This window comes from Pelomicrobium sp. P1 (assembly GCF_052805615.1).
The window spans coordinates 18,857-35,274 of record NZ_JBRBEM010000011.1 but is presented as its reverse complement, the minus strand read 5'-3'; the positions used below and the strand labels follow the sequence as shown (position 1 = coordinate 35,274).

Genomic DNA, 16,418 nt, shown 5'->3' with positions numbered 1-16,418 from the left:
TTGTCGCAAAGTGATGTAAGGCCCTCTCGGAAGCATGAGCACGACGGCTAAAACTTCATCCCCACCCCGGCCCCGATGATCCACGGGTCGATTTTCAAGTCGGTGAGTGGCGCCCCTGCCGAATTGACATCGGTCTTGATGAAAACCTTCTTTAAGTCGAGGTTGAAAGAAAAGCGCTCATTCAACGCGACATCGAACCCCACCTGCAACGCCGCTCCCCAGCTCTCCTTATCCAGGGACAGCGGCGAAGCAAGGTTCACGTCGTGAAAGCGAGTATAGTTGATACCGGCCCCCACATAAGGGCTGAACGGCTGTCCGGGCGTAAAGTGGTACTGCAGCAGGAGCGTGGGCGGCAGCACCTTGACCGAGCCCAGGGGAGCGCCGTTCAGGCTTACGTTGAATTTCCTATCGGTTGCGACCAGCTCCAGCGCCAGATGGTTGGTCAAAAAGTAGCTGACATCCACTTCTGGAGCGACTTCCGAGCTCACATCCAGACCAGGCAGGGATGAGTCCACATCCGGGTTGATGGAGAGCAGCCGGACACGACCCAACCAATCCCCAGCCCCCGCATCGGCGGAAGTCGTCGAAGCCGCCAGCAAAGCAGCCACAATGCTCAAGCTCCATCGCTTGTTCATGAGATTCTCCTCCTGAGTTGGTCTGATTTCTTGCGCCAACACCCTCCCGCCCGCCGCAGGCGGGAGGGCGAAAGCGAAGGATTGATTTGGCTACGGCAACCCGGCTCAGGCCGTACGGAAACGGGCGAGCTCCTTGCCCGTCTTGGCATCGTGGGCGTGCACGGTGCACACGAGGCAGGAGTCGAAAGACCGGGCCACATGTCCCACTTCGACGGGGTCAGTGGGATCGGCAATCGGTGCGCCGATCAACGCCTCCTCGATCGGCCCCCGGTTGCCTTGAGCGTCCCGCGGGCCCACGTTCCAGGTCGTCGGAGCGATGATCTGGTAGTTCTTGATTTTGCCGTCCTTGATTTCAATCCAGTGGCATAGCGCGCCCCGAATCGCCTCGGTCGCCCCCCAACCACGCCCATCCTTCTCTTTGGGCTTGATGTACCAGGGTTCGTTCAAGCGGAATTCCCGCAGGCAGCGCTCGGCCTGGCGATAGAGCTTGACCGTCTCGTGCATGCGGGCGATCTGCCTCAGATGGAGACTCGGCCCACCCATCTTCTTGAACATGTCCAGGATGAGCCCATCGTAATGTTGCCAAGATTCGCCGTGCTTGCCGCCCGCGATCAACTGACGGGCGAACGGTCCAGCCTCCAGGCGACCGAATTCGGAATGCAGTACCGCGGTATCCCAGGTGTATTTGCCAGAGAAGTCGGTGTTGTTCTTCTGGATCGGGCGAGTGACCCGGTCGAACGGATGGACATCGGTCGAGCCCTCTTCGTACCAGGCGTGAACGGTATTTTCACGAACCTTATCCTGGGTCATCAGCACGTGCCGGTCGGTCTTGCTGTCGTAGACACCGCTCTTCATGATGACCGCCGCATTGCGACCTTCGATCGTCGGCTTCTGGTACTTGTCCTCGTGCGGCAGATAACCCCAGGAGACGTACTTGCCCACGCCGCCGCCGTACTTGTCCAGCCCGATATCAAGTCCCATGCGCCAGTAGAATCCCAGGTCCGAATTGGCGTGCGCCGGGCTCTCGTCCAGCCATGCCAGGAAGTCCTCGTAGGTCTTGATCTCTTCGTAACGCTCCAACGAACAGCCGAGCCAGACCGGCTCGAGCCAGTTATTCTTGAAATACTCGAGGATCGACCAGGCGCGGGTGATATCGGCCAAGGTCGGGGCGCACATGACGCCGCCCGGCACCATGTAACTCGAGTGGGGCCACTGCCCGCCGAGCAGCGCATAGATCTCCACGGGCTTACCCGAAATGGTGACCCCGATCTCGTAGGATCGGCCCGTGAAGGGCGCAAAGCGTTTGACGGCCTCTTCGTAGAACTTGCTGTTGCGGTACTTCTTGTTGGTCAGGTCGATCGCATACAGACCGTAAAAGTAGCGGGGGTTGCTCTGCAAGCTCTCGACGATCTGCCCCAAGTTGCGCGCCAGAATGGCGTTGCGCGGAACCTCGGTCTGCCAGGCCGTGTCCAGGGCCCAGGCGGCGCAGGTCAAGTGCGAGGCGCCGCAGATGCCGCAGGCCCGCGGCGTCACCACCAGTCCGGCTTGCGGGTCCTTGTCACGCAGAATGATCTCGAATCCGCGAAACAATTCCGCCTGGGTCCAGGCATTGACGACTACCCCGTTGTCGATGTCCACCCGAACGTCCAAATCGCCCTCAACGCGCCCGACCGGCGAGATGTCCAGCGTTTGTACTGCCATGATTGCGCCTCCTCAGATGTCTGGAACTTGTTAAACCACAAAAATGTCCTGTTCAGCCCACGCGGGCGCGGCGTTTTTCGCCGCGCCGGTCAGCGCGATGTAGCCCTTCTTGTCGACACCGGCGGGCAGATCCTTGGGAATGCCCATGACGGTCTGGGTTTTGAACACGGTGCCCGGCGCCAGGTCGAAGAACGGGAACTCCGGTTCGGTGCACCCCAAGCACGGCATTCCAGCGCGGGTCTTGGAGGACTGTCGGTTCCACAGGATCCGGTTGCAGGGGGAGTGCGTCATCGGCCCGCGGCAGCCGAGATCGTAGAACAGGCATCCCTTCCGCTGCCCGAACTCGGTCGCGGAAACCTTGTAGGCAAAGTGCATGTTGCGGGTGCAGCCGGTCTGGGTGAAGCTCTGGAAAAAGGTCTTGGGTCGCTGCAGGTCGTCCAAAGAAATGTCCTTGGCGCGGCCCGTGGCGACCGCGACCAGGATCTGGGTGACCCAATCGGGGTGGGCCGGACAGCCTGGAATATTGATCACAGGCAGCCCCGACTTCGCCCGGAAGTCCTTGCCCAGGAATCCGCCATGCTGACGCTTCAGAAACTGCAGTCCCTGGGACTCGCTGGGGTTCGGTGCCGTCGCCGGGATGCCCCCCCACGTGGCACAGTCGCCGATCGCGACGACAAACTGGGCGGCATCGGCAAGCTCCCGCACCCACTGCTTCATCGGCCGTCCGGCAAAGCGGTTCCATTCGCCGGTGCCGTTGGGGGCGTTCACGACGGTGCCCTCGAAGACGAAAATGTCGAGAGGAATCGCGCCGGACACGCAATCGCGCAGGATCTTCTGGAGATTGTCTCCCAACTCCAGACCCAGCGACGGATGCCAAAGGATATTGATCCCGAAGTCCGTGACCAGGTCACAGGCGCTGGGCTCCTCGGCGTTCAGAAACGACATCGTATTGCCGGAACACGCGCCTCCTTGCAGCCAGAGCAGGTTGGCCATCTTGAAGCTCCTCCTTCGGTTGATGGTTGGGTGAGTTGGGCGTGCGCGCCAGCGGCGCTGCTGAATCGCACGCTTCACTTCGTGCCACAGCAACGCCCGTGCCAACTTGACCGAAGTACGGACGACTGGCTTTTTATCAACGAATTAGGAACAGCGACGCGAACCGCCGCGGGCGGTGTTCGAAGGATAAGACTGCAAACCCTCTTTACAGCGGCTATGCAGTCGCAAGCGCAATTTACGACGTGGGGACAGGGTTTTTGGGGTGCCTACCCCTTGCGATTGCCGCAAACCGGACACTCGGCCTCCAAGGTGTAGCCAAACCAGATCCCCTGGCATCGGCTGCACCAGTGGCCATTGGTTTGCTCCACCGTCAGGCCCAGCTGGCGCGCAAGCGGTGTGACGCCGAGATCTTTAAAGCCGCCGGGCGTCGCGGGCGGGTTGGTGCGGGAGTAGGGAAAAGGATAAGTCTTTGCCGGAGCGCTTCGGTCAGGCGGGTCGTCTCGGTCTTCGGACATGGACAGCCTCCTATTGGGCACCCGATTTATCCAACTTGTATCGCTTGATCTTGTTGGCCAAGCCGACGCGGGAAATACCCAACTCCCGCGCCGCCCGGCTGTAGTTCCATTTATGCTTGAGCAGCGACTGAGAGACCAGATGCATCTCCAGCGCCTCGACTTTTTCCTTCAGCGTTCCTTTTTCCAACAAGAAAGCAGCCCGTCCATTGTCGGGCTTGGCCGGGAGCAGCTTGGCAAGCTCCGGCGACATGTGCTTGACGGACAGGATCTCCCCGTCTTCAGCCACGGCGACCATGCGCCGCATTTCGTTCTCGAGCTCCCGCACGTTGCCCGGAAAAGGATAGAGCTTCAGGCGCTGCAGCACCTCGTTCGATATTCCCGCGATGTTCCGATTGATCGACTTGGCGTACTTCTTCGCCGCGTGTTCCGCCAGCACCGGAATATCTTCCACCCGTTCGCGCAAAGGCGGAATGTTCAGCTCGAAGCCCCGCAGGCGATAATAGAGGTCCTGACGGAACTTCTTCTGTTCAACCAGCTCTTTCAACGGCCGGTTTGACGCGGCAATGATGCGGACGTTGCAGTGCCGGGTCTGATCCGACCCCAGGGGCTTGACCTCACCTTCCTGAAGGAACCTCAACAAGCTCACCTGAAAAGACGGCGACACTTCGGAGATCTCGTCAAGGAACACGGTGCCGCCATCGGCTGCGGGGAAAAGCCCCAGGCGGTCGCTGATGGCGCCGGTAAAGGCGCCTCGTTTGTGCCCAAACAATTCCGAGTGCAGCAATTCGTCGGGCAGAGCGCCGCAGTTTTGTGCCAGAAAAGGAAAGGCCTTTCGAGCGCTGAAGAAATGCACCGCTCGAGCCATCAGCTCCTTTCCCGTCCCGGTCTCGCCCTGGATTAAGACCGGCAGGTCAGTGGCAGCTGCCTGGCGCGCCAAGTTGCAAACTTCCACCATCTTGTCGCTGGCGAACACCAGTTTGTCGAATTCGTAGGTGTCCTGGAGCAGTTTGACCATGTGGTCGTTCTGCCGCCGCAGCACGTCGTCGCTGAACTTGAGCTCCCTGCTCAGGTAGCGGTGACGCCGGGCCAGCTCGCGGCTTTCAAGCGCCCGCTTGATGAGGAGCAGAAGATGGTCAGGCTGCCATGGCTTGGATACAAACTGGTATATCGCCGCCTCGTTGATGGAACCGATGATATCGTCGGGGTCCGTGTATCCGGTAATCAGGACGCGAATGACCTCCGGATGGGACACCCGTGCCTCCCGAAAGAATTCGACCCCGGTCATGTCGGGCATACGCTGGTCGCACAACACCAGGTCGACTTCCTCCCGGTTCAAGATTTCCAGCGCCTCCCGCGCAGAGGCTGCTGTGAGCACTCGGTAGTCCTCTTCCAGGCAGCGCGTCAATGATGCCCGGACCTGGGCCTCGTCATCGACGACCAGAACCGTCCAAAAGCCGTCGGACTGCATAATACCTTTTTATCAAATCGTATACTAAGTTAACACTTTAGCAGGGTTTCCAGGAAGATCAAAGGGTCGAAATCGGGCCCCGGGCAATCCTGTATATTCAGGGCCTGGTTCGCAGGGCGCCCCCGAAACCCGTCAGGGGCGCTCACCCGTCACCCAAGGAGCCCCGTCATGTCCCGATGCTCATCGACGATGGCAGCCGCCGTGCTGCTGTACGCTGCCGGCGTCGCCAGCGCCGACGTTTTGGTCATCGCCCCCGCCGAGCCGGTCGTCGCCGGCACCACCATGACCCTGGAGCTGTACTTCAAGAATGAATCCAACACACCCCGGACCGTCACCGTACCGAAGGTGATCTCCGCCCGGCTCTCGGCCGGCAGTTCCTCCTCGCCGATGGAACTCAAGGCCCGGGAAGCGCGTGACGTTCCTGCTGTACAGCTTGCGCCCCAGTCCTTCGTTCGCGTCGCCTACACAGGAACGCTGCCCCCCTCCCTGGACGGCATGGTCACCCTCGCTTTGGACGGCCTGACCGCAAACCGCATTCTGCTGGCGGTGCGGCCCGCGCCGGAGCCGGCCCCGGTGACGAAGGGCGTCACCGGGGAAATCAGGCAGGCAGAGCCCTCGCCGCCCCAGCCCGCCCCCTTCGCCCTGATCTCTCCTTACGAACCGCTGTATTTCATCTATGGCACGCGGGATGGCGAGAACGCCAAGTTCCAGCTTTCTTTCAAGTACCGCTTTGTGAGGCCCGACAGAGACCTGGCGCGCCTGCTGCCCGGGATCGAAGACATTTACCTCGGCTATGCCCAGACCTCCCTTTGGGACCTGGAGCGGGAGTCGAAGCCTTTCCGGGACACGAGCTACAAGCCGCGGCTTTTCTACTTCAAGGAAGGCCTGTGGCGCAGCGTCGGGGACCGCCTGCGCCTGGGGCTCGAGGCCGGCTACGGTCACGAGTCCAACGGGCGCGACGGCGATCAGTCCCGCTCCATCGACATCCTCTACGCGAGACCCGTCTTCACGTTCGAGAACCGCCAGGACTATCACCTGGTGGCAGCGCCCGGGGTATGGGCATACCTGGACAAGGAGGAAAACCCGGACATCGATGAGTTCCGCGGCTACGGAGACCTGTACCTCGCCCTGCAGAAGACCGACTCGTGGCAGCTTGCCACCACCCTGCGGCTCGGCTCCGACGGCGACAAGGGCAGCGTGCAGGTGGATCTGTCCTATCCCCTCACCCGGATCGGGTTCGGCAACATCGACGGCTACCTGCTGGCCCAGTACTTCAACGGCTACGGGGAGTCCCTCCTGGACTACAACCGCAAGCTGCGCTCCCAGTTCCGGTTCGGGGTCATGCTACTGCGTTAAAGCGAGCGGACCGGCTCACACCCCCAGGGACTGCAGTAGTCTGCGGGCACTGCGGAGCGCCCGCCACCCGACCCAGGCCCGCGAGGCGAGGCGCAGGGCTCTGCGGGGCTTCAGGATCACCGCTAGGAGCACGGCGATGGCGACCCAATGGGGATGGGTGCGAAGGTAGTGAACGGTCTCGACGGCCCGATCGGCGAGCCGGAGAGCGGGCGAGAAGCGCTCCAGCGTGCCGACCAGCAATTCCCGCTCCTGCTGGGCTTGGGCCAGGAGGCGAGCGCGCCTCGCGGCTAGATCGTGCGGTGGCGCGTTCATGTACGCCGGCTCAGGCGCTCCCGATCCTTGGCGAGCTCCTCCAGCGTGGTACCGAAAACCGATGGCCGGCGCCGCCACCAAGCCCGCAGCCCCAGTCCTACCGCGGCCGCGGCCCCAAGGGAGAGTCCCGTGAGCACGCCCAGGACGGCGAGCCGCTGGCTTTCCCAGAAGGCGACGACAATGAGCATGGCGGCCAGTACCACGCCGAGGAACAGGGAAAACAAGAAAACGGTGCCCCAGAAAATCAGTCGCACCAGGGCGTCGCGCTCCTCCTCCAGATCGGTGGACAGGATGCGCAGCCGGGTCTCCACCGCGGCGACTGCGGTCGTCCCCAGCGCCTTGAGTGATTCCAGCAGCCGCGGCTGGGCAGGCTGCCTGCCGGAATCCCCGTTCATGCGGGCAGGGTCAGCGGCGCCCGATCAGCAGCCCGACGATCAAGCCCACGCCGGCGGCGATGCCCACCGCCTTCCAGGGATGCTCGTGGACGAACTCGTCCGTCGCCTTGGCGGCGATCCGGGTGCGCTCGGCGGCGAGACCTTCCAGCTCCGCCAACCTGACCTTGGCTTTTTCTAGGCTGGCCTGCACCCGCTCGCGGGCGGCGCTGACCCGCTCGCCCGCCTGGCTGGCGGTCAGCTTCAGCAGCTCCTCAGCGTCGGCCAGCACGACCTTCAAGTCGGCCATCAGCTTGTCCCTTTGGGAAGTCGTGGAGGTCGTGTCATTCATAATGAAAATTCCTTTTAAGTGAGCTTGTGGAAAATGCAATAGAGTTAACCTACCGTCTTTTCCTGCGCAAGGCAATGGCGGGCACGGAGCTCGCTCGCGCGAGAGTGGCTCGGATATACTGCAATTTTATCCCCGGTGCGACTGCCCGGCGAGCCTCCGGCCCATAATTTGGAACCGTCGGCCATCGTCTCCCCTCTCCGGATGGAAGTGGGAGAAAGGAAGAGGTGCCGAACACCGCCAAGCTTGATTTCGGAATGCTCGGGGGGTCGGATGGGCGCCCTGTCCGCACCGGCGACCGGGTGTTCTTGGAAAGGAGTCTCTATGGGCGTATTGGGGATTGCGTTGCTTGTGCTGCTGGGGGTGATCGCGCTCTACGCCGTGGTGACCTATAACAACCTGGTCACCCTCAAACACAACGTGGCCAAAGCCTGGGCCAACATCGAAGTCTTGCTGAAGCAGCGCAACGACGAGTTGCCCAAGCTGGTGGAGACCTGCAAACAGTACATGCGGTTCGAGCAGGAGACTCTACAGCGGGTGATGGAGGCCCGCGCCCAGTCCCAGATGGCCCACGCGGCCGGCAACATGGCCGCCCTCGGCCAGGCGGAAGGGGCGCTGCGGGCGGAGCTCGGGCGCCTGTTCGCCGTCGCCGAGGCCTATCCCGATCTCAAGACCAACGAGACCTTTCAGCACCTGCAGGGCCGCATCACCCAGTTGGAGAACAGCATCGCCGACCGCCGCGAGCTCTACAACGAGAGCGTGAACATCAACAACGTCCGCATCGAGCAGTTTCCGGACGCCATCATCGCGGGGCTGTTCAACTTCAAGCCGTTCCAGCTTCTCGAGTTCTCGGACGGGGAAAGGAGCGACGTGGACATGAAGAAGCTGTTCGCCTAGGGAGGTTCCCGGGCGGCCCCTTCTCGAGCGCTGCCCGCCATGATGCGCGAGCTGCGGCGCCGCTACGGGGATTACCTCGCTTCGGGCGCCTACTTGGCCATCGTCCTCTTCGGGCTGGAGAGTCCCGCGCCCCAATCCCGGCTCATGGCCGCGGGCCTCATCGCCGTCCTGGCGCTGTGGGCCTGGCTCGCCGCGTTCCATCGCTACCGGTTCATCGCCGACACCCCCACGTCCCGGATCGCCTCGGCGGCGCAAGGGTACGTGGAGCTCCTGGGGCGCGCCCGCTCCCATCCGGGCAACCGGATCCTGAGCAAGCTGACCCTGCTCCCGTGCGTGTGGTTTCGTTACGAGATCCACCGCCGGCAGGCGGACGGCAAATGGGAGCGGCTCGACCATGGGGAGAGCCCGGACACCTTCCTGCTGGACGACGGAAGCGGCGAATGCGTCGTGGACCCGGAAGAGGCCGAGATCGTCACCCCGCGCAAGCAGGAATGGCGGCGGGGGGAATACCGCTATCGGGAATGGTTGATCCTGGAGCAGGATCCCCTCTATGCCCTGGGCTATTTCGTCACCCTGGATCCCCTCGGCGGGCCGCCCGCGGCGCGGGAGGAAGTGGGCGCGCTGCTCGCCGAATGGAAGCGGGACCGGGCGGCGTTGCTCGCGCGCTTCGACGCCAACCGGGACGGGGAGATCGACCTGGTGGAATGGGAAGCCGCCCGCAAGGCCGCGAAGGCGGAAGTGGCCGAGCGGCACAAGGCCCTCCAGTCCGCGGCGGGCTCGATCCACGTCTTGCGCAAGCCTCCGGATGGGCGGCTCTATCTGCTCTCCAATCTGCCTCCCGAGGGCCTTGCCGGGCGCTTCCGCCGCTGGGCTTGGTTCCACCTGGCGGTGCTGCTGGCTGCCGCTCCGGCGGCGATCCTGTTCTGGCTCGGGCTCCTCTAGCCCGGGGCGTCCAAATATTTTGAAATACAGGCTCAAAACCGCTCATGCCGCCATGAGGATATTTTCGGCGTGTCGCGGTCTAACCCGCCGGTGAGAACCGATCCCGGTCCGACGGCACGGATTCGCTGCACCGAATCCACTGTATTGTGATGGAGAAAGCGCTCGATGGCCTTGGCTAACACGGCCGACCGCTATGGACCGGTGGCCCAGGCGCTGCACTGGGCCACCTTCCTGCTGCTCGTCGGCTCTTTCTCCCTGGGATTGTGGATGGTGGAGCTACCCCTGTCGCCCCTCAAGCTCAGGCTGATTTCGTATCACAAATGGATCGGGGTGACCGTCTTCCTGCTGGTTCTGATGCGGCTCGCCTGGCGGCTCTACAGCCCCCCTCCTCCCCTGCCCGCCTCGGTTCCCCTCTGGCAGCGGCGGGCGGCGAAAGCGGTCCACGGGCTGATCTACGTGCTGCTCATCGCCATCCCGCTGATCGGCTGGCTGGGCAGCTCCGCCAAAGGCATCCCCACGGTCTACCTGGGGTTGGTCCGGCTGCCCGACCTGTTGGCCAAGGACCCAGAGCTGGCCGAGCGGCTGTTTCTGGTCCACTGGGTCCTCAACAAGGCCCTGCTCGTGGCGGTGGGCGTGCACGTGGCGGCGGCGCTCAAGCACCATCTGGTGGACCGGGACGAGGTGCTCGTGCGCATGCTGCCGGCGAGCCTGATACGAAAACGCGCTTGAAATGAGGATTCCTCCCATGATTCGATCGGGCATCGTCATAGCTGGGCTGCTGGCGGCCACCGCCCTGGCCCAGGCGTTCCAGGAGGTAGATTACGCCAAGAGCTGGGTGCGTTTCGCGGGCAAGCAGATGGGGGTGCCGGCGGAAGGCGAGTTTCGACGCTTCACCGCCCGGGTGCGCTTCGACCCCGCCCGGCTCGATCAGGCGCGGGCGGAGGTGGAGATCGACGTGGCAAGCGCTGCCGTGGGCGACCCGGAGGGGGACGCGGAGCTCAAGCGCAAGGCCTGGTTCGACGTAGGGCAATATCCGACGGCCAGGTTCGTCTCCACGGCTTTCCGCAAGGTGGGAGAAAATCGCTACGAGGCCACCGGCCAGCTCACCCTCAAGGGCCGCACCCGGGACGTGGTGGTGAGCTTCACCGCCAAGCCCGCGTCCCCGGGCCTGGAACTCACCGGGACCCTGCCCATCAAACGGCTCGATTTCGGCGTCGGTGAAGGCATCTGGGCCGATACCGATACCGTGGCAAACGAAGTGGAGATTCGTTTCCGCCTCATGTTGGGACCGCCGCGATAGCGTGGCTTCTAAAGATTTCCTTTCGCGCTCTTCGCGTCCTTTGCTTTGAGTTTTTTGTTCCTTCGCTCTGGAGGTGACCATGGAAAGACGCATTCTTGGTTTGCTCGCGGGACTTGCGCTGGCGACCGGGGCGGCGGCCGCCGACTCCTACACCCTGGACCCGAGCCACACCTATCCGAGCTGGGAGGTGTGGCACCTGGGCATCTCCAAGTTCCGCGGCAAGTTCACCAGGAGCGAGGGCAAGGTGACCCTGGACCCGGCCAACAACACCGGCCACATCCTGGTCACCATCGATCCGGCCTCGGTGGCGAGTGGCCACGAAAAGCTGGATCAGCACCTCAAGACGGAGGATTTCTTCCACGTGGAGAGGTATCCCGAGATCCGCTTCGAATCCACGGCGCTGCGCTTCACCAGCGGCGTGTTGACCGGAGTGGACGGCAACTTAACCATGCTGGGGGTGACTCGGCCGGTGACGCTGAAAGTGCAGTCCTTCCGCTGCACCGAGCACTTTCGCTTGAAAAAGGAGGTGTGCGGGGCGGAGGCCACCACTACCATCAAGCGCTCAGACTTCGGCATGACCTACGCCCTGCCCCTGGTGGGCGATGAGGTGACCCTCAACATCGAGATGGAAGGCTTCAAGGATTGAGCCATCCCGCGGGCTCTGCCTCAAGCCAGGTTGCGCAGCTCCCGCAGCGCCACCAGCAGCATGGCCAGATCCGGCTGGCTGGCCGCCTGGAGCTCGGTGAGCATTTGCTGCAGGCGCGCCAAGGCCCCTTGATGGTCCGACGCCCAGGCTTGGATCAGGGCGTCCGCTTCCGCCAGTTCCGGCCTCGTCTTCAGGATCACCGCGACCAGGGCCCGCAGTTTCTCCCCTAGCTCGTCCCGCAGGGTGGTGCGCGCCAGCGCCTGCCAGTGGCTGTCCGTGGGCAGCAGCCCCACCTGCTCCCTCAGCCAGGAAAAGCGCAGCCGGGCCGCCAGCCGGAAATACACCTGGGCGACGCTGGACGCCGGACGGCCGGTGGCCCTGGAAACTTCTGCGATGTCCAGGGCCGCGTACAGGGGCTCGAGCCGGGCCACCCGCAGCGCCAGGGCGGCCGGCACGCCGCCCTCGGCGTATTCCCTCGTTTCCTCCTCGAGCCGCTCGCGGTCTTCTTCCTGCAGCAGCTCCCCCAGCTCCCCGGCCAGCGCTTCCACCGGCGCGCGGAACCGGGCGATGGTCTGTTCCAGATCGGCGGCGTGCAGCCGGTGGCGCAGGAACCACAGGGTGGCGCGCACCAGCACCCGGCTGGAGCGCACCAGCATGGCGGTCTGCAGACGGTCCGCCACCCGGTTGTCCAGGGCCTCGATCTCCCGCCATAGCTCGGGCATGTGGAACACCTCCCGGGCGGCCACGTAGGCGCGCACCACGTCGGCGGGCGCCGCCCCGGTCTCCTCCGTCATCCGGTGGACGAAGGCGCTGCCCATCCGGTTGACCAGGGCGTTGCCCACGTGGGTGGCGATGATTTCCCGTTTCAGGGGATGGCGCGCCATGTGGGCCCCGTAGCGGCCCCGCAGCGGCGTGGGGAAATAGTCCGCCAGGGCCCGGCCGATGAAGGGATCCTCGGGAACGCTGGACCGCATCAGCTCGTTGAACAGCCAGATCTTGCCGTAAGCGAGCAGCACCGCCCGCTCCGGGGAGGTCAGCCCGATGCGGGCGTTCCTGCGGGCGGCGATCTCCTCATCGGAGGGCAGGAATTCCAGCGCCCTGTTGAGCTTGCCTTGCCGCTCGAGATAGCGCATGAAGCGCGCCTGGGCGTCCAGCACGGCGACCCCCATGGCGCCGCTCACGGCCAGGGACTGGGCCTGGTCGTAGTTGTCCCGCAGCACCAGCCGCGCCACTTCGTCGGTCATCTCCTCCAGCAGTCGGTTACGCTGTTTCTCGGTGAGCTCGCCCTCCGCCACCACGGCGTCCAGCAGAATCTTGATGTTCACCTCGTGGTCGGAGCAGTCGACGCCGGCCGAGTTGTCGATAGCGTCGCTGTTGATCAGCCCCCCCTTCAAGGCGTACTCGATGCGGCCCCGCTGGGTGAAACCCAGGTTGCCCCCTTCCCCCACCACCCGGCAGCGCAGCTCCCGGGCGTCCACCCGCACGGCGTCGTTGGCCCGGTCGCCCACGTCGGCGTGGGACTCGGCGCTGGCTTTCACGTAAGTGCCGATGCCGCCGTTGTAGAGCAGGTCCACCGGGGCCTTGAGGATGGCGCGAACGAGGTCCGCGGGCGTGAGCGCCTCTGCGTCGATCCCCAGGGCCCGGCGCGCCTGCGGAGAGAGGGTAATGGACTTGGCGCTGCGGGGATACACGCCGCCACCCTGGGAGAGGAGCTTCGGATCGTAGTCGGCCCAGGAGGAGCGGGGCAGCCGAAACAGCCGCTCCCGTTCCCGGTAGCTCGTCTCGGGATCCGGATCCGGGTCGATGAAGACGTGCCGGTGGTCAAAGGCGGCGATCAGCTTGATGTGGCGGGAGAGCAGCATCCCGTTTCCGAACACGTCCCCCGACATGTCGCCGATGCCCGCCACCGTGAAATCGGTCGCCTGGATGTCCACGCCCAAGGTACGGAAGTGTTTCTTCACGGACTCCCACACCCCCCGGGCGGTGATGCCCATCTTCTTGTGGTCGTAGCCGGTGGAGCCCCCGGAGGCGAAGGCGTCGCCCAGCCAGAACCCGTATTCCCGGGCGATGCCGTTGGCGATGTCGGAGAAGGTGGCGGTGCCCTTGTCCGCCGCCACCACCAAATAGGGATCGTCGTCGTCGTGGCGCACCACGTCCTGCGGCGGCACCACCCGGCTTCCGATCCGGTTGTCGGTGAGATCCAGCAGTCCCCGGATGAAGACGGAATAGCACGCCATTCCTTCCTTGAGCAGGGCCTCCCGGTCATCCCCCGGAGGCGGCTGCTTCACCACGAAACCGCCCTTGGCCCCCACCGGCACGATGACGGCGTTCTTCACCATCTGGGCCTTCATGAGACCCAGGATCTCGGTGCGGAAGTCCTCCATCCGGTCGGACCAGCGGATGCCGCCCCGCGCCACTTTCCCGCCCCGCAGATGCACTCCCTCCACCCTAGGCGAGTAGACGTAGATCTCGAACATGGGCCGGGGTTCGGGCATCCCGGGCACCTTGGACGGATCGAGCTTGAACGAAAGGTAGGGCTTGGCCCGGTCGTCGCTCGTTCGCTGGTAGAAGTTGGTGCGCAAGGTCGCCAGGACGAGCGCCAGGAAGCGGCGCAAGATACGGTCCTCGTCCAGGCTCGCCACCTCTTCCAGGGCCTCCTCGATCTCCCGCGCCAAGGCCTGGGCCCGTTCCTGCGCCCCCGCGGGGCGCCAGGGATCGTGGCGTTCGTGGAACAGGGCGATCAGTTTGGCGGCGATGCCGGGATGGGCCGCCAGCGTGTGCTCCATGTACGCCTGACTGAAGGCGGCTCCGCACTGGCGGGAATACTTGGCATAGGCCCGCAGCACCGCGATCTCCCGCCAATGGAGGCGGGCGCCCAGCACCAGCCGGTTGAAGTCGTCGCTCTCCGCCTCGCCGCGCCACACGTGCAGGAACGCCTCCTGGAACAGCTCCCGCACTGCGTCGATGTCCACTTCGGCGCCCTTGCCGGTGGCAAGCCCCATGTCATGGATCCACACCGGCGCGGCGCCTTCCGGCTTGATCTCGTAGGGGCGCTCGTCCAGCACCTGCACGCCCATGTGCTCCAGCATAGGCAGGCTCTGGGACAGGGGCACCGGAGAACCGCGCCGGAACAGCTTGAAGCGCAACTCACCTTCGGGGGCTTCCAGGGGCAGGTAGAGGCTCATGCCCAGGCCCTCCTCCCCGAGCCCCTCTATGATCTCGATGTCGTGGACCGCGGCGCGGGGGCTGCACTCCTCCCGGTAGCCCGCCGGAAAGGCGCCCTGGTAGGCGCGGGCGAGCCGCGTGCCCCGCTCCTCCCCCAGCCGGGCGATGAGGGCTTCCGCCAGGTCGTCCTCCCAGCGGCGCGCCACCCGCGTGAGCCGCGCTTCCAGCTCCCGCACGTCGTAGTCCGGCACCGTCCCGGGCCGGGTGTGGACCACGATCAGCACCCGGGCCAACACCGATTCGGTCAGGCTCACGCTGAATTCGCTGGAGACGCCGTTGAACGCCTCCATCAGCACCTGCTGCATGCGCTGGCGTACCTCGGTGTTGTAGCTGTCCCGCGGGACGAAGATGAGGCAGGAGAGAAAGCGGCCGAAACGGTCGCGGCGCACGAACAGCCGCGTGCGCTGGCGCTCCTGCAGACGCAGGATCCCCATGGCGATCCGCAGGAGCTCGTCGGCGGAGATCTGGAACAGCTCGTCCCGGGGATAGGTCTCCAGAATGGTGAGCAGGTTTTTGCCCATGTGGCTGCCGGGCAGCAGCCCCGCCCGCTGCACCACCGCCTGCACTTTCCGGCGCAACACCGGGATCTCCTGGGCGCTGGCGCTGTAGGCGGTGGAGGTGTAGAGCCCGAGGAAGCGGCGCTCGCCCACCACGCGCCCTTCGGCGTCGAAGCGCTTGATCCCCACGTAGTCCATGTACCCGGGCCGGTGCACGGTGGCGCGAGAGTTGGACTTGGTGAGGATCAAGAGTTCGGGCACCCGCGCCTGCTCCCGCACTTCCGGCGGCAGGATGGCGAAGCTCACCGACCGGGCCTCGCCCCCCTTTTCCCGCAGGATGCCGAGCCCGGAGCCCGGCACCACCTTGAGCACGTCCTCGCCCCCCTCGGTGGCCAGATCGTAGTCCCTGCAGCCGAGGAAGGTGAAATGATCGTTCATGAGCCACTCGAGGAAGGCGATGCCCTCGACCATCTCCTCCCGCGCGAGGGGCGGCGGCGACTCGCGGATCGCCTCCACGGTCTCGCGCATGCGCTGGACCATGGGCTTCCAGTCGTCCACCGCGGCGCGCACGTCCTCCAGCACCCGGAGGAGCCCCTGCTCCAGCCGGGCCAGGTCCTCCGGATCCGTCTCCCGGCTCACCTCTACGTGCATGAAGGATTCATAACGGGCGTCCTCCGCCTCCTCCGCCGCGGTGGGCTCCAGCGGCAGGATCTCCAGCAGGTTCCCCTCTCTGTCCCGCCGCACCCGCATCACCGGATGGATGATGAGATGGATGGTGTAGCCCTGGCGGTTGACCTCCATGCGCACGGAATCCACCAGGAACGGCCGGTCGCTGTTCACCAGCTCGATGACCGTATGGGGGCTCTGCCAGCCGTGCTCCTTAATCCGGGGGTTGTAGATCCGCACCTTGGGCCCGTCTCCGGAACGGCGGCGCGCGAAATGCCATTGGGATAGGGCGGCGCCGTACAGGTCGGCCGTCTCCCGCTCCCGCAGGTCCTCCAGGTCCACCTGCCGGTAGAACTGCCGGGTGAACTCGGCCACCTGGGCCTGCTCCCGCAGGGGAACGCGGGCGCGGATCAGGGCGAGGACATCCTCGACCAGCTCGGCGTTGTCTTCGTCACGCAGGTTCACGGGCGCTCCGGGAGCGGGTCTTGCAGGGCCGCCGGAGGGCGGCCCTGCAGAGCGAGATTAGCGGAAATCCCCGCCCCTGA

General features: G+C 64.7%; 15 protein-coding genes. 6 read left to right on the top strand and 9 right to left on the bottom strand.

Annotation, left to right across the window (positions count from 1 at the left end; all coding sequences use genetic code 11):
• Positions 1 to 47: 47 nt before the first annotated feature.
• From ACUVYZ_RS11660 to ACUVYZ_RS11640, 5 genes are all read right to left on the bottom strand, one after another.
• Positions 48 to 635 carry an OmpW/AlkL family protein gene (locus ACUVYZ_RS11660; RefSeq protein ID WP_147799275.1) on the bottom strand — a complete coding sequence of 196 codons (588 nt, stop codon included), beginning with the start codon at positions 633 to 635 and terminating at the stop codon, positions 48 to 50.
• Between the two features lie 105 nt (positions 636 to 740).
• On the bottom strand, positions 741 to 2,336 hold the full coding sequence (locus tag ACUVYZ_RS11655) for a nickel-dependent hydrogenase large subunit (RefSeq protein ID WP_439934625.1): 1,596 nt from the start codon (positions 2,334 to 2,336) through the stop codon (positions 741 to 743).
• Between the two features lie 30 nt (positions 2,337 to 2,366).
• Complete coding sequence (locus ACUVYZ_RS11650) at positions 2,367 to 3,329, bottom strand: NADH-quinone oxidoreductase subunit B family protein (RefSeq protein ID WP_147799273.1); 963 nt, start codon at positions 3,327 to 3,329, stop codon at positions 2,367 to 2,369.
• Positions 3,330 to 3,595: 266 nt separating this feature from the next.
• A complete protein-coding gene (locus tag ACUVYZ_RS11645) occupies positions 3,596 to 3,844 on the bottom strand; it encodes a hypothetical protein (RefSeq protein WP_147799272.1) in 249 nt (82 codons plus the stop codon).
• 10 nt (positions 3,845 to 3,854) lie between these two features.
• Positions 3,855 to 5,312: a sigma-54-dependent transcriptional regulator gene (locus ACUVYZ_RS11640; protein ID WP_439934624.1), complete on the bottom strand. Its 1,458-nt coding sequence runs from the start codon at positions 5,310 to 5,312 to the stop codon at positions 3,855 to 3,857.
• A gap of 168 nt (positions 5,313 to 5,480) precedes the next feature.
• Here ACUVYZ_RS11640 and ACUVYZ_RS11635 point away from each other — a divergent pair, with 168 nt between their 5' ends.
• A complete protein-coding gene (locus ACUVYZ_RS11635) occupies positions 5,481 to 6,668 on the top strand; it encodes a phospholipase A (RefSeq protein WP_439934623.1) in 1,188 nt (395 codons plus the stop codon).
• Positions 6,669 to 6,683: 15 nt separating this feature from the next.
• Here the strand turns inward: ACUVYZ_RS11635 and ACUVYZ_RS11630 are convergent, their stop codons facing one another.
• Genes ACUVYZ_RS11630 through ACUVYZ_RS11620 form a run of 3 tightly spaced genes read right to left on the bottom strand, consistent with a single transcriptional unit; the run spans position 6,684 to position 7,703 of the window.
• Positions 6,684 to 6,980: a YqjK family protein gene (locus tag ACUVYZ_RS11630; protein ID WP_439934622.1), complete on the bottom strand. Its 297-nt coding sequence runs from the start codon at positions 6,978 to 6,980 to the stop codon at positions 6,684 to 6,686.
• Positions 6,977 to 7,375: a phage holin family protein gene (locus ACUVYZ_RS11625; protein WP_333844462.1), complete on the bottom strand. Its 399-nt coding sequence runs from the start codon at positions 7,373 to 7,375 to the stop codon at positions 6,977 to 6,979. Before ACUVYZ_RS11625 ends, ACUVYZ_RS11630 begins: the two co-directional genes overlap by 4 nt.
• Positions 7,376 to 7,385: 10 nt before the next feature.
• A complete protein-coding gene (locus ACUVYZ_RS11620) occupies positions 7,386 to 7,703 on the bottom strand; it encodes a DUF883 family protein (RefSeq protein WP_333844464.1) in 318 nt (105 codons plus the stop codon).
• A gap of 321 nt (positions 7,704 to 8,024) precedes the next feature.
• Here ACUVYZ_RS11620 and ACUVYZ_RS11615 point away from each other — a divergent pair, with 321 nt between their 5' ends.
• The 5 genes from ACUVYZ_RS11615 (at position 8,025) to ACUVYZ_RS11595 (ending at position 11,485) form a co-directional block, all read left to right on the top strand.
• Entirely contained in the window at positions 8,025 to 8,597 is a 573-nt protein-coding gene (locus ACUVYZ_RS11615) for a LemA family protein (protein ID WP_439934621.1), read from the top strand.
• A 39-nt stretch (positions 8,598 to 8,636) separates the two neighbouring features.
• Positions 8,637 to 9,539 (top strand): hypothetical protein, encoded by a 903-nt coding sequence (locus ACUVYZ_RS11610; protein ID WP_439934620.1) that lies wholly within the window; start codon positions 8,637 to 8,639, stop codon positions 9,537 to 9,539.
• Between the two features lie 165 nt (positions 9,540 to 9,704).
• Entirely contained in the window at positions 9,705 to 10,268 is a 564-nt protein-coding gene (locus ACUVYZ_RS11605; RefSeq protein ID WP_439934619.1) for a cytochrome b, read from the top strand.
• Positions 10,269 to 10,284: 16 nt separating this feature from the next.
• Positions 10,285 to 10,839, top strand: coding sequence for a YceI family protein (locus ACUVYZ_RS11600; RefSeq protein ID WP_439934618.1), 555 nt, complete (start codon positions 10,285 to 10,287; stop codon positions 10,837 to 10,839).
• Between the two features lie 79 nt (positions 10,840 to 10,918).
• A complete protein-coding gene (locus ACUVYZ_RS11595; protein WP_439934617.1) occupies positions 10,919 to 11,485 on the top strand; it encodes a YceI family protein in 567 nt (188 codons plus the stop codon).
• Between the two features lie 20 nt (positions 11,486 to 11,505).
• Here ACUVYZ_RS11595 and ACUVYZ_RS11590 read toward each other — a convergent pair whose 3' ends face one another.
• Complete coding sequence (locus ACUVYZ_RS11590) at positions 11,506 to 16,338, bottom strand: NAD-glutamate dehydrogenase (RefSeq protein WP_439934616.1); 4,833 nt, start codon at positions 16,336 to 16,338, stop codon at positions 11,506 to 11,508.
• Positions 16,339 to 16,418: the final 80 nt, after the last annotated feature.

What these genes read in the sequence shown, in the direction of transcription:
- ACUVYZ_RS11620 (WP_333844464.1), bottom strand. Translation starts at nt 7,703, where the DNA reads ATGAATGACACGACCTCCACGACTTCCCAAAGGGACAAGCTGATGGCC.
- ACUVYZ_RS11610 (WP_439934620.1), top strand. Translation starts at nt 8,637, where the DNA reads ATGATGCGCGAGCTGCGGCGCCGCTACGGGGATTACCTCGCTTCGGGC.
- ACUVYZ_RS11640 (WP_439934624.1), bottom strand. Translation starts at nt 5,312, where the DNA reads ATGCAGTCCGACGGCTTTTGGACGGTTCTGGTCGTCGATGACGAGGCC.
- ACUVYZ_RS11615 (WP_439934621.1), top strand. Translation starts at nt 8,025, where the DNA reads ATGGGCGTATTGGGGATTGCGTTGCTTGTGCTGCTGGGGGTGATCGCG.
- ACUVYZ_RS11635 (WP_439934623.1), top strand. Translation starts at nt 5,481, where the DNA reads ATGTCCCGATGCTCATCGACGATGGCAGCCGCCGTGCTGCTGTACGCT.
- ACUVYZ_RS11600 (WP_439934618.1), top strand. Translation starts at nt 10,285, where the DNA reads ATGATTCGATCGGGCATCGTCATAGCTGGGCTGCTGGCGGCCACCGCC.
- ACUVYZ_RS11605 (WP_439934619.1), top strand. Translation starts at nt 9,705, where the DNA reads ATGGCCTTGGCTAACACGGCCGACCGCTATGGACCGGTGGCCCAGGCG.
- ACUVYZ_RS11595 (WP_439934617.1), top strand. Translation starts at nt 10,919, where the DNA reads ATGGAAAGACGCATTCTTGGTTTGCTCGCGGGACTTGCGCTGGCGACC.
- ACUVYZ_RS11645 (WP_147799272.1), bottom strand. Translation starts at nt 3,844, where the DNA reads ATGTCCGAAGACCGAGACGACCCGCCTGACCGAAGCGCTCCGGCAAAG.
- ACUVYZ_RS11655 (WP_439934625.1), bottom strand. Translation starts at nt 2,336, where the DNA reads ATGGCAGTACAAACGCTGGACATCTCGCCGGTCGGGCGCGTTGAGGGC.
- ACUVYZ_RS11630 (WP_439934622.1), bottom strand. Translation starts at nt 6,980, where the DNA reads ATGAACGCGCCACCGCACGATCTAGCCGCGAGGCGCGCTCGCCTCCTG.
- ACUVYZ_RS11660 (WP_147799275.1), bottom strand. Translation starts at nt 635, where the DNA reads ATGAACAAGCGATGGAGCTTGAGCATTGTGGCTGCTTTGCTGGCGGCT.
- ACUVYZ_RS11625 (WP_333844462.1), bottom strand. Translation starts at nt 7,375, where the DNA reads ATGAACGGGGATTCCGGCAGGCAGCCTGCCCAGCCGCGGCTGCTGGAA.
- ACUVYZ_RS11650 (WP_147799273.1), bottom strand. Translation starts at nt 3,329, where the DNA reads ATGGCCAACCTGCTCTGGCTGCAAGGAGGCGCGTGTTCCGGCAATACG.